At 62.8% G+C, this 12,620-nt stretch carries 9 protein-coding genes; 8 read left to right on the forward strand and 1 reads right to left on the reverse strand.

From position 1 onward, the window contains the following. Nucleotides 1–5: 5 nt before the first annotated feature. A complete protein-coding gene (locus ACP15D_RS02820) occupies nucleotides 6–839 on the forward strand; it encodes a molybdenum storage protein subunit alpha (RefSeq protein ID WP_424956053.1) in 834 nt (277 codons plus the stop codon). Between the two features lie 9 nt (nucleotides 840–848). On the opposite strand, the gene ACP15D_RS02825 is transcribed toward ACP15D_RS02820, so the two are convergent. After that, on the reverse strand, nucleotides 849–2,567 hold the full coding sequence (locus ACP15D_RS02825; RefSeq protein WP_424956054.1) for an AAA family ATPase: 1,719 nt from the start codon (nucleotides 2,565–2,567) through the stop codon (nucleotides 849–851). 199 nt (nucleotides 2,568–2,766) lie between these two features. Here ACP15D_RS02825 and ACP15D_RS02830 point away from each other — a divergent pair, with 199 nt between their 5' ends. The 7 genes from ACP15D_RS02830 (at nucleotide 2,767) to cobA (ending at nucleotide 12,599) form a co-directional block, all read left to right on the forward strand. Then, nucleotides 2,767–3,372 (forward strand): ANTAR domain-containing response regulator, encoded by a 606-nt coding sequence (locus tag ACP15D_RS02830; protein WP_424956055.1) that lies wholly within the window; start codon nucleotides 2,767–2,769, stop codon nucleotides 3,370–3,372. Then, on the forward strand, nucleotides 3,372–4,601 hold the full coding sequence (locus tag ACP15D_RS02835) for a CmpA/NrtA family ABC transporter substrate-binding protein (RefSeq protein WP_424956056.1): 1,230 nt from the start codon (nucleotides 3,372–3,374) through the stop codon (nucleotides 4,599–4,601). The genes ACP15D_RS02830 and ACP15D_RS02835 overlap by 1 nt, the downstream gene beginning before the upstream one ends. A 295-nt stretch (nucleotides 4,602–4,896) precedes the next feature. Next, nucleotides 4,897–6,198 carry an MFS transporter gene (locus tag ACP15D_RS02840; protein ID WP_424956057.1) on the forward strand — a complete coding sequence of 434 codons (1,302 nt, stop codon included), beginning with the start codon at nucleotides 4,897–4,899 and terminating at the stop codon, nucleotides 6,196–6,198. Nucleotides 6,199–6,212: 14 nt separating this feature from the next. Next, nucleotides 6,213–8,663 (forward strand): nitrite reductase large subunit NirB, encoded by a 2,451-nt coding sequence (gene nirB / locus ACP15D_RS02845; protein ID WP_424956059.1) that lies wholly within the window; start codon nucleotides 6,213–6,215, stop codon nucleotides 8,661–8,663. Between the two features lie 5 nt (nucleotides 8,664–8,668). Next, a complete protein-coding gene (gene nirD, locus ACP15D_RS02850; protein WP_424956060.1) occupies nucleotides 8,669–8,998 on the forward strand; it encodes a nitrite reductase small subunit NirD in 330 nt (109 codons plus the stop codon). Nucleotides 8,999–9,000: 2 nt separating this feature from the next. Next, nucleotides 9,001–11,691 (forward strand): molybdopterin-dependent oxidoreductase, encoded by a 2,691-nt coding sequence (locus ACP15D_RS02855; RefSeq protein ID WP_424956061.1) that lies wholly within the window; start codon nucleotides 9,001–9,003, stop codon nucleotides 11,689–11,691. Nucleotides 11,692–11,774: 83 nt separating this feature from the next. Further along, a complete protein-coding gene (gene cobA, locus ACP15D_RS02860; RefSeq protein WP_424956062.1) occupies nucleotides 11,775–12,599 on the forward strand; it encodes a uroporphyrinogen-III C-methyltransferase in 825 nt (274 codons plus the stop codon). The last annotated feature ends 21 nt before the right edge of the window (nucleotides 12,600–12,620 follow it).

Raw genomic sequence — 12,620 nt, forward strand, 5'->3', positions numbered from 1 at the left:
CCCCAATGTCTGACAGACCCAACGACATCAAGCACGTCGACTCGCCACTCGCGCGCCAGACCCTTCTCGACGGCTCACTCACCGCGCCGGTTGCCGGCCACCGGCCCATCCGCATTCTGCCGTGGCTACAGGTGGTGAAGATCGGCGGCCGCTCCATCATGGATCGAGGCCGCGCCGCGATCGTCCCCATCGTCGAGGAAATTCGCAAGCTGCTCCCTGAGCATCGGATGCTGCTGTTGACTGGCGCCGGCATCCGCGCACGCCATCTCTACACTGTAGGCCTCGACCTCGGCTTGCCGGTCGGCTCGCTTTCATCGCTTGCGGCCAGCGAAGCCGGTCAGAACGGTCACATCCTCGCCTCCATGCTTGCGCCCGACGGCGTCTCCTACGTTGAGCACCACACGATGGCCAACCAGCTCGCCCTCCATCTTTCCGCCGCGCGCGCCGTCGTAGGCAGCGCGTTCCCGCCCTACCATCATCACGAGTTCCCCACCTCGCGGATCCCGCCGCACCGCGCCGACACCGGCGCCTTCCTACTGGCCGATGCACTGGGTGCTGCCGGGCTGACCATCGTCGAGGATGTCGACGGCCTCTACACCGACGACCCCAAGGCATCCGACAAGAAGAAGCCGCAGTTCATCAGCGAGATCAACGCCAGCAAGCTCATCAAGCACCCTGGCACGCTGCCGTTCGACCGCATGTTGGTCGATGTGATGGTCAATGCGCGCAACATCGAGCACGTGCAGATCATCAATGGCCTCGTGCCGGGCAAGCTGACCGCCGCCCTGCGCGGCGAGCATGTGGGAACGATCATTCACACCGGCGCGGGCAAAGGCTGACGCCGGCACCTATCCAGCGACAAGTTCTCCCCCGTCAGCCTTGTCGGCGTCCATACCGCGGAACACCGAGCAGCGCAGGAACACCTCCAGGGTCGGCGCAACCGATTTGTGCTGGCACCACTTGGCGACCAGCTTGGCCAGGCCCTTGATGTCTCGCCCCGTAGCTTCAGGGAACGTCTCCGCCAGCTCGTCCATCAGCGACGGCTCCAGCGCCAACCCGAACTGCCCTGCCATCACCTCCCAGATCCGCCGGCGACTGCCGGAGTCCGGAGCATGAAACCGTATCAGCGCAATGCAGCGCGACACGATCGCCTCGTCGATGTCATCGACGCGATTGGTGGTGAGGAACAGAAGCCCATTGAAATACTCCAGCACGCGTAGAAACACACCCACCACGGCATTGGCGGTCATGTCATCGTCACGGCGCCGAATGTAGACGTCGGCTTCGTCAATCAGCATCACGGCACCCCAGCGCTGCGCACGAGTCAGCACGTCCTTGAGAGCCGTTTCCATCGCCGCAACGTTCAAGCCCAGTTGCCCCGAATGCACTCGATACAGCGGGCGCTTGATGAACTCCGAATAGACTTCCGCCGTCAGCGTCTTGCCGACGCCGGGAGGCCCCGCGCACAGGACTGTGGTCCCACCCGACTTACCGGCGACGATGTCGTCCATCAGGACGTCCATCTCTGCTGTAAGAATGTCGATCAGGTCGGTCTGCTCGCGCGGCAGCACCAGCTTGTGGCGCAGGTCCGGACTATACTCGTAAGGCGTGATGTCGCCTGCATGCACCCAGAGGTAATGGTGCAGCTCCATGTGGAACATCAGAATGAACGGATGCACCGGCATCCGCTTGAACAGCCCCTCCGGCATCGCATCGTCAATCGCGCGGATCTCATCCTCGGCCTCAAAGCGGTTGCTCTTTCCTGCCTTGCGCAGGTAGCTCCCGAGGATGTCCCCCGGCGCTTCCAGCGTCAGACTGCGGTTGCGCAGCACGCTCTCGTCATTGACCAGGCGGACCGCCGAGCCGCTGGTCGACAGGACGACGATATCCTTGCGCGACCAATCCATGTCGCGGTGCGTGGCTGACGGGTCCTCGGCGTAATACCCGATACCTTGGCCCGAGAACTGCGTGCCATTGAGCGCCCGCCACTCGAGATAGCGCTCGGCGATCTCGTCATAGGCTGCAACGAGCTCCGGCGTTTCCTTCAGGAAACCCTTGGCCGCGAACAGCTCGCCCACCGAGCGAAACGAAAGATCCGTGTCGGTCACCCGCAGTGTAACGCTCGTCAACGCGCCCTTTGCATTGGCTTTCAGCTCGATGAAGATCTTTCCGCTTTCCTCGCTCGAGGCCGGCACGTAGTCGATGCGCGTCACCACATAAGGCAGTGGCTTGTCCAATACGCTCGTCGCGAACATCCAGCCGCGGATGGCATCGCTCGTCAGATACCGCGCAATGGCCACCAGGGCATCTTCAAGGCTCGATGCGTCTAGACGACCACTCTCGTCCAGCAGTGCGTTCTGTAACGTGGCGAGGTGCGCCGCTCGAGGTTCGAAGCGCGTACCCGCCTCACGCAGAAGCTGACACAGAAAGGCGATCTCGTCTGCCTCGAGGCTACGAAACGACACCTCGGCCTTGTTGGCGAACCGCAGCTGGTCCGACAATCCCGACAGTCGATCGAAACGCGTCGATAGCGCCTCGACAAACCGCCGTTCGAGTTCGAGCTTCATGCAACGCTCCGCGTAGTGCGGCCCGCCAGCCGCGTACTGTCAGGAATCCAACAATTCCCTTCGGTACCCTAGGCAATGCAGCCCCCGTGCCACCCGCTGAGCCAAGGTCCGCAGGCCCGCCGCGCTCCGGTCCGCCGCCACAGTTGTCCCTCGTCGTGGTGTCGTGCTATGGGCGCTTGCTTCGTCGCCAGAGCGCCCAATGCCGGAACGTCCAACCCCACTGTCGATCCTAATCATCGATGAGAACCGCCTGCGTGCCGCGGTCATAGAGGATGGACTGCGCGACGCGGGGTACTCCAATCTCACTGTCATCAACGATGTGCTGGGGATCGCGCGCAAAATCGCGGACTCGGCGCCGGACGTCATCGTTATAGACCTCGGGAACCCCAATCGCGACATGCTGGAAAGCATGTTTCAACTGTCGCGCGCGGTGAAGCGGCCTATCGCCATGTTCGTCGACCGCGCGGACCAGGCATCGATCGAGGCCGCCGTCGAGGCTGGCGTGTCGGCCTACGTCGTCGATGGTCTGAAAAGAGAGCGCGTCAAGCCAATCATCGACATGGCCATAAGTCGCTTCAACGCCTTTGCGCGCATGGCGCGTGAGCTGGATGAGGCCAGATCGCAGCTGGAAAGCCGCAAGCTCATCGACCGCGCCAAAGGCATCCTGATGTCGACGCGCGGCTTGAGCGAGTCCGATGCCTATGCGCTGTTGCGCAAGACTGCGATGAACCAGAACCGCAAAATCTCCGACATTGCGGAAAGTCTGATTACGGCCGCGGGGCTTCTCGCCCCACCGGAGGAGTGATGAGCGCAAAGAGCAACCACGAGATCGTCGCCGGCTTCATGCCGCTGCTCGACAGCGCTATTCTCGTCGCTGCCAAGGAGCGGGGATTTGCGGCCGATCAAGGCATTGATCTCCGGCTGATCCGGGAAACGTCATGGGCCAGCATTCGCGATCGTATGGCCGTCGGGCACTTCCAGGTCGCGCACCTCCTGGCGCCGATGCCGATCGCAGCGAATCTTGGCTTGACACCACTTGCCGCCAAGACGATCGCGCCGATCGCGCTTGGCCTCGGAGGCAACGCGGTCACCGTATCCAATGCGCTCTGGGCGCAGATGGCAGAGCACGGCGCTACGGCGAGCTTGGACCCGGCACTTGCCGGCCGCGCACTGCGCTTGACCATTTCGCAGCGCGAGCGTGACTGGGTACCACCTCTAAAGTTTGCCGTCGTGCATCCGTTCTCCGGACACAACTACGAACTCCGCTATTGGCTCGCTGCAAGCGGCATAGAGCCAGATCGCGAAGTCGAGATCGTCATCCTGCCACCGCCGCTCATGGCCGATGCACTCGCCGCCGGAACCATCGACGGTTATTGCGTTGGCGAGCCCTGGAGCACGGCCGCTACGGCCGCGGGCGCCGGACACATCGTCACCGTCAAGGCTGCGATATGGCGGTCAAGCCCCGAAAAGGTGCTCGGAGCAGCCGCTATCTGGGCCGAGCGTGAACCTGACGCTCTCGCAGCGCTGCTGCGTGCTCTCTGCCTCGCGGCGCAGTGGTGCAGCAGGGCTGAACACCACGGCGAGCTGGCACAGATGCTTGCCGAACCGAACTACGTCGCGCGCCCCGCTGATTGGCTGCTCCGCGGCCTGTCCGGAAACCTCGACGTCGGCGGTGAAGAGACCAAGAGCATCGAGGACTTCTTCGTGCCGTTCGCCAAGGGCGCGACGTTTCCCTGGAAGAGCCACGCGCTCTGGTTCTATTCGCAGATGGTGCGGTGGGGACAGGCCGCGCACACGCCGGAGAATGCCGCCATCGCCCGCGAGACCTATCGGCCGGACATCTATCGCAGCGCCCTGAAGCCACTCGGCATCGCCCTCCCGGCCGCGAATGCCAAGGTCGAAGGCGCACTTCTCTCGCCCACACCCGTCGGATCCGCCGGCGCCAGTTTGACACTCGGCCCCGATGGATTTTTCGACGGCGCGCTGTTCGATCCCGATAAGCTCGATCACTACATCGACGCACAGAGACGCTGACGGTACGGCGACTTTGCGCTGCACAAACTTTGGGCCGCTACGCCTTGTTTTTGACTATTCTTTGGGCTTGCCGCGCCGCACCCAAACGCGTAGCAAATTAGTCATCAGGTTGATCTGAGCCGATTACGCCGGTCATGAAGGCTGGCATCCGATCTGCTCACCGATGATCGACCCGCGCCCAATGACGGGCGCACATCTGGCAAAGCTGCCGTTCAAACCATTGCGCCACGCGTGCGCAGGGGTTTGGCCGGCAGCTTTTTTGTTTTTGGGCTTTTGCGACGCTGGAGATCGCCGAATGCACGAGACCAGAACTGCGGACCTGAACCCGTCCACCGACGAGGGGCGCGCCCTCTGGGTGTCCACCCTGGCTTTCACCGTCTGCTTCGCAGTGTGGACAATCTTTTCAATCATCGGCGTACGCATCAAGGACGAGCTGGGCCTTACCGAAACCGAATTCGGCCTCCTCGTCGGCACGCCAATTCTCACCGGCTCGCTGTCCCGCATCTTTCTCGGCATCTGGACCGACCGCTACGGTGGTCGCCTGGTGTTTACGCTCGTGATGCTGGCGACGAGCATCGCAACGGTTCTACTCGCCTTTGCGCACACTTACGCGCAGGTGCTTGCAGCCGCCCTTGGTGTCGGCTTGGCAGGCGGCTCGTTTGCTGTCGGCGTAGCCTACGTTTCGCGCTTCTATCCCCAACAACGACAGGGCACGGCCCTTGGCATCTTCGGCGTCGGCAATGTCGGCGCCGCCGTCACCAAGTTCGCCGCCCCCTTCGTGCTGCTCGCATGGGGCTGGCAAGCCGTAGCGCTCGTCTGGGCTGGCGCACTCGCGTTGATGGCCATCGCATTCTATGTCTCAACGGTCGACGACCCAGTGCTCATCGAGCGCCGCCGAACCGGCGCACCGGCCAAGCCGATGCTGCTTGAGATGTCGGCACTGCGAGACCTGCGCGTATGGCGCTTTGCATACTACTACTTCTTCGTGTTCGGTGCTTTCGTCGCGCTGGCACTGTGGTTGCCGCGCTACCTGATCGGCGTCTATGGTTTCGACATCGCCACCGCGGGCATGATCGGTGCGCTCTACTCAATTCCAGCAAGCATCTTTCGCGCCTACGGCGGCGTGCTATCGGACCGCATCGGCGCGCGCTCTGTGATGTACTGGAGCCTCGGCGCATCGGCGGTGGCGACGCTCATCCTTTCCTTGCCGCCCACCAGCTACGTCATGCGCGGCATCAAGGGTGATATCTCATCGCACTTCGAGATCGGGATAATGGCCTTCATCGTCGCCGCGTTCGTCCTCGGCTTCTTCATGAGCCTCGGCAAGGCGGCCGTGTTCAAGCACATAGCATCCTACTACCCGAACAACGTTGGCGCGGTCGGCGGATTGGTCGGCATGATTGGCGGTCTCGGCGGTTTCGTTCTGCCGATCGCCTTCGGCGCGCTCAACGACCTCACCGGACTATGGTCCAGCTGCTTCATGTTGCTGTTCGTCATCGTCGCCGTGGCCCTCGTGTGGATGGACGTTACGGTGCGCCGCACTCAGCAGCAGCGCACCGACACTCCGCCCCGAGACGTCGTCGTCGCAGCCGAATGAGCGGGGGAGTCCAAATGACTGAGAAACTCGTCATCATCGGCAACGGCATGGCGCCCGGCCGTATGCTCGAGCATCTGTTCGAGCGCGCGCCGGACCGCTACGAGGTCACTATCTTCAACGCCGAGCCCCGGGTGAATTACGACCGCATCATGCTGTCGCCCGTGCTGTCAGGCGAGAAGGAATACGAGCAAATCATCATTCACGGCGACGGCTGGTACATCAAGCACGGCATCACACTGTACAAGGGACACCGCATCGTCGCCATCGATCGCTCCGCCAAGACGGTAACGTCCGACCAGGGTGTCACCGCTCCCTACGACAAGCTCGTCATTGCCACCGGGTCAGTACCGTTCATCCTTCCTGTTCCGGGCAACAATCTTCCTGGCGTGCTGTCGTATCGCGACCTCGATGACGTCAATGCCATGCTGCTGGCGGCGCAGTCCCGTGCGAAGGCGGTTGTCATTGGCGGTGGACTGCTCGGCCTCGAAGCCGCAGCAGGTCTCTCCGCACGCGACATGGACGTCACAGTTCTCCACCTCATGCCGACGCTGATGGAACGCCAACTCGATCCCGCCGCCGGCTACATGCTGCAACGCGAACTCGAGAGCCGCGGCATCAAGATCATCACCAAGGCAGAGACCAAAGCGGTACTCGGCCAGCGCCGCGCCGAGGGCGTCGAGTTGGCCGACGGTCGCATCATTCCAGCAAATCTCGTCGTCATGGCCGCCGGCATCCGTCCAAGCACAGGCCTCGCCAAGGAGGCCGGTCTCGCAATCCAACGTGGCATCTTAGTCGACGACGGGATGCACACTTCCGATCCCGACATCTTCGCCATCGGCGAGTGCGCCGAGGTCGGCGGCCATGTGTACGGCCTCGTCGCGCCGCTCTACGAAATGGCGCGCATCGCAGCCGCACACATCACCGGCGACACCACTCCACGCTTCGTTCACAACGACACGCCGACCAAACTGAAGGTCACTGGGATCGACCTCTTCTCGCTCGGCGACTTCGCCGACGGTGACGACCGCCAGGAGATTGTGCTGCGCGATGCCGAGGCCGGTGTCTACAAGCGGCTCATCCTGAAGGAAAACCGCATCATAGGCACCGTGCTCTACGGTGAGACGGCCGACGGGGCGTGGTTCAACGACCTCAAGAAGCGCGAAGTCGACATCACCGAGATGCGCGACACGCTGATCTTCGGTCAGGCATACCAGGGCGGCGCGCCGCTGGACCCTATGGCGGCCGTTGCAGCGTTGCCCGATGACGCAGAGATCTGCGGCTGCAACGGCGTATGTAAGGGCAAGATCGTCGACACCATCAAGGCAAAGCACCTCTCGTCGCTAGACGACGTGCGGGCCCATACAAAAGCCTCGGCCTCGTGTGGCTCGTGCACAGGGCTTGTCGAGCAAGTGATGAAGCTGACGCTCGGCGATGCGTACAATCCCGCCGCCGTTCAACCGATGTGCGGTTGCACCGATCTCGGACACGACGACGTCCGCAGGCTCATCAAGGCAAAGGGCCTCAAGACCATCTACGCCGTCATGCAGGAGCTCGAATGGAAGACCTCCTGCGGCTGTGCGAAATGCCGCCCCGCGCTCAACTACTATCTCGTGTGCGATTGGCCGGGCGAATACGCCGACGACTACCAGTCGCGCTTCATCAACGAGCGCGTGCACGCCAACATTCAGAAGGACGGCACCTATTCGGTCGTTCCGCGCATGTGGGGCGGCGTCACGAGCGCGGCTGAGCTGCGCGCCATTGCCGACGTCGTCGACAAGTTCAGCATCCCCACGGTGAAGGTGACCGGCGGCCAACGCATCGACATGCTTGGCATCAAGAAGGAGGATCTGCCTGCGGTCTGGGCGGACCTCGGCAACGCTGGATTCGTCTCTGGCCACGCCTACGCGAAGGGACTGCGCACCGTGAAAACCTGCGTCGGCTCCGACTGGTGCCGCTTCGGCACACAGGATTCGACCGGCCTCGGAATCCGCATCGAGAAGTTCATGTGGGGCTCGTGGACACCAGCCAAGGTGAAGATGGCCGTGTCGGGCTGTCCGCGCAATTGCGCTGAGGCGACCTGCAAGGACGTCGGCGTGATCTGTGTCGACAGCGGCTTTGAGATTCATTTCGCGGGGGCTGCCGGGCTCGACATCAAGGGCACAGAGGTTCTTGGGCTCGTGAAGACCGAGGACGAGGCGCTCGAAGTGATTGTCGCGCTGGTACAGATGTATCGCGAACAGGCTCGATATCTGGAACGCATCTACAAATGGGCAAAGCGCATCGGCATCGACGAGATCCGCCGCCAGACACTTGAAGATACTGAACGCCGCGTCGCCTACTTCGACCGTTTCGTGCACTCGCAGAAGTTCGCCCAGGTTGACCCGTGGTCGGAGCGCGTATCCGGACTGCACAAGCACGAGTTCCGCCCCCTCGCGGCGGTTCCGATTCCCCAGGCAGCGGAGTGACCGGCATGCATTGGACAGCTATCGGCACGCTCTCCGACATCCCCCAACGCGGCGCCCGCTGCATTGAGACGCCCGAGGGAAAGATCGCAGTATTCCGCACCGGCGATAACAGCGTCTTCGCCATCGATGACCACTGCCCTCACAAAGGCGGCCCTCTTAGCCAGGGCATCGTGCATGGCGCGTCGGTCACCTGCCCACTGCACAATTGGGTGATCTCGCTCGAAACCGGCAAAGCCCTCGGTGCCGACGAAGGATGCGTCAGAACCATTCCAGTCAAAGTCGAGGATGGAAAGCTCTACGTCGCCCTTAATCTGAATGCCGAGCGCGCGGCCTGACCATGGACATGCCAGCCCCACGCTCGATCAAAACTACGTGCCCCTACTGTGGCGTCGGCTGCGGCGTCATCGCCCAGATCGGCAGCGATGGAGAGGTCAGCGTGCGCGGCGACGCAACGCATCCGGCGAACCGCGGCCGTCTGTGCTCGAAGGGCCTATCCCTGGCGGAGACCATTGACCTCGACGATAGGCTCTTAGCGCCCCAGGTGCACGGTGCCCGCACCGACTGGGATACGACTCTCAATTTCGTTGCTGGGAAATTCAACGAAACGATCCGCGAGCATGGGCCTGACTCGGTCGCGTTCTATGTCTCCGGCCAACTCCTGACCGAAGACTATTACGTCGCCAACAAGCTGATGAAGGGCTTCATCGGCTCGGCGAACATCGATACCAATTCACGCCTCTGCATGGCGTCCTCGGTCGCCGGGCACCGCCGTGCCTTCGGTTCCGACACCGTACCGGGCTGCTATGAGGATCTGGAAATAGCTGACCTCGTTGTGCTCGTCGGCTCTAACCTCGCCTGGTGTCACCCCGTACTCTACCAGCGCTTGGTGGCCGCAAAAGAGAGACGGCCGCGCATGAAGGTCGTCCTCATCGATCCGCGCCGCACCGCGACGGCGGACATTGCCGACCTGCACTTGCCGATCAAGGCCGACGGGGACGTGGCGCTGTTTCTCGGGCTGTTGCGCCATCTCGCCCGCAATCGCGCCATCGACCGAAAATTCGTCGGCCGCCACACCAACGGTTTCGACGAGGCGCTGCGCATTGCAAATACCTTGGACCTCTATGCCCTCGTGCGCCTCACGGGTATTTCTGCCCCATCGCTGCAGGCATTCTTCGAGTTGTTTGCAAAGACGGAACGTTCGGTCACGGTCTACAGCCAGGGCGTCAATCAGTCCGCAACTGGCACCGACAAAGTCAACGCGATCATCAACTGCCATTTGGCGACGGGACGCATCGGGCGTCCCGGCATGGGACCGTTCTCCGTGACAGGCCAGCCGAATGCCATGGGCGGCCGCGAGGTCGGCGGGCTTGCGAACATGCTCGCCGCTCATATGACGATCGAGAACCCCGCCGACCGCGACCGCGTCCAGCGGTTCTGGCAGTCACCCACCATAGCCGACAAACCCGGCCTGAAGGCAGTAGATATGTTCCGCGCCGTTGCCGACGGCCGCATCAAGGCATTGTGGATCATGGCGACCAATCCGGTGGTCTCGATGCCGGACGCTGAGAGCGTTGCAGAAGCTATCCGCGCCTGCCCCTTTGTGGTCGCCTCTGACGTCACCGCAACGACCGAAACAGCAAAGCTCGCGCATGTCCTTCTGCCGGCGGCCGCCTGGGGCGAAAAGAACGGCACCGTCACCAACTCCGAGCGGCTCATATCACGTCAGCGTGGGTTCATGACCCCCGCAGGCGACGCGCGACCCGATTGGTGGATCGTTTGCGAAGTGGCGCGCCGCATGGGTCACGCAGGCGGCTTCACTTACACCGAGCCGGCCGAGATTTTTGCTGAGCACGCGGCGTTGTCGCAGTTCGAGAATACTGGCACGCGCGATTTCGACATCGGCAGCTGTGCGGATATCGACTCCGATAGCTACGACGACCTCGCCCCGTTCCAGTGGCCCCGCCCGGCGGATCGCGCTTCCTCGCAGCGCATGCTCGGCAACGGCCACTTCTTTACGCCTGACCGGAAAGCCCGCTTCGTCTCGGTTCAGGTTGCATCGAACACACCGCCACAGCCCGGCTTTCCTTTCACGCTCAACACTGGTCGCGTGCGGGACCATTGGCACACGATGACGCGCACGGGCAAAAGTTCGCGCCTGTCGCAACACTATGCCGAGCCCTTTGTCGAAATTCATCCGGACGACGCCGCGCGCTCGCACATTGCAGATGCCGACCTCGTGCGCGTATCCACCGGGCTCGGCGCCATCATCGTGCGTGCACTGCTAACGCCGCGCCAGCAAATCGGCTCGATCTTCGTACCCATGCACTGGAACGACGTGTTCGCCTCGCGGGCGCGCGTTGACGTTCTGATAGAGGGACGAACCGATCCCACCTCCGGCCAGCCAGCCTTGAAAACTATGGCGGCGCGCATGGAGCGCTTCGTTGCCCAGACCTACGGCTTTGCCGTGCTTCGGCACCCGCCGGCAATGATCGACGCGACTTACTGGGCCATTGCCAAATGCAACGGCGGCTGGCGGGTCGAGCTGGCATTTGGCACCGATCCAGACGACTGGACACAATTCACGCGAACGCTCGTCGGCGCGAACGTCGACACGGTCGCCTATCGTGACGGACAGGCCGGCCATCAGCGCTTCGCCTGCTACGAGAATGGCGCGCTCGAGGGTCTGATCTTTCTCGCGTCGGAGCCGGTAGCTGTCTCACGGGATTGGGCAATATCCCAACTCACTGCGCCACAAGCATCCGCGCGCAAGCGCAGCACCGTGCTCTCAGGTCGTCCCGGAGCAAACTCCCTCGATCGTGGAGCCACTGTTTGCGCCTGCTTCGGTGTCGGCATCAATGAAATCGCGGAAGCCGTCGCGCGAGGCTGCACGAGCGTTGCGGCAGTCGGCGCCGCAACGCAAGCCGGAACGAATTGCGGCTCCTGCCGCTCCGAGATCCGCAACATCATCGAGCAGAAAACGGCAATGCCAATGGCACCGATGCCGAAAGCGCTCGTCACGTCGAGCTAGGAGACCGGATGCGCAGCGCTTTGATATTTTCGCCAACACTAGCGGACTTGCTCGCTACGCTTCTTCAGCGGGTGAGCGCCATCATGCGCAACAAGATTGCATCTCATAGCGGCGTACCCACCCCGACCGCGAGGGCAGGCAGCCAGCAAGGTCACGTGTCGCTGGTCGGCGCTGGACCCGGCGATCCGCAACTCATTACGCTCAAAGCCTTGCGCGCGCTGCAGAGTGCCGACGTCATCTTGCACGATCAGCTCGTTTCAGCCGAGGTTCTTGCCCTTGCACCAACGCACGTCGAGCGTATCGACGTCGGTAAAAAAGGCTACGGCCGCGCATGCCGCCAATCCGACATCAACGCCCTGATGGTCGGCCTCGCGTCTGCAGGCCGCCGTGTCGTTCGCCTCAAGGCCGGCGACCCGCTAATGTTCGGGCGCCTCGACGAGGAGATCGCGGCGCTAGAGAACGCTGGCATCGGATACACGGTGGTTCCCGGCATCTCGGCAGCCCAAGGAGCAGCCAGCGCATTGGGCATCGGACTGACGCGCAGGCGCGGCGCCCGCCGCTTCCAGGCCATCACCGGACACGCAGCCGACGGTCGCCTGCCGGACGACTTCGATTGGGCGGGACTCGCCGATCCAAAGGCCACGACGGCCGTCTACATGCCTAAGGCGACCCTTGGAACGTTGTGCACCGAGCTGCAGCGCCGTGGTCTCGTCGCATCGCATCCGGCAGTCGCCATATTCAATGCGACCCGTCCAGATCAGCATGTCGTCGTTGCATCGATCGCCACACTGCCCGAGCGCACTGCAGCGGCTCCAGGCGACGGACCATGCATCATCCTCATTGGCGCCACCCCTGTTCTCCCGTTGCACCACGCAGTTGCACATGTGGCGCAAGCCGCGATCCCGTGATTGGAAAGTGAGAGTCGAATA

Source organism: Hyphomicrobium sp. 1Nfss2.1, from assembly GCF_965243865.1.
GTDB lineage: Bacteria > Pseudomonadota > Alphaproteobacteria > Rhizobiales > Hyphomicrobiaceae > Hyphomicrobium_A.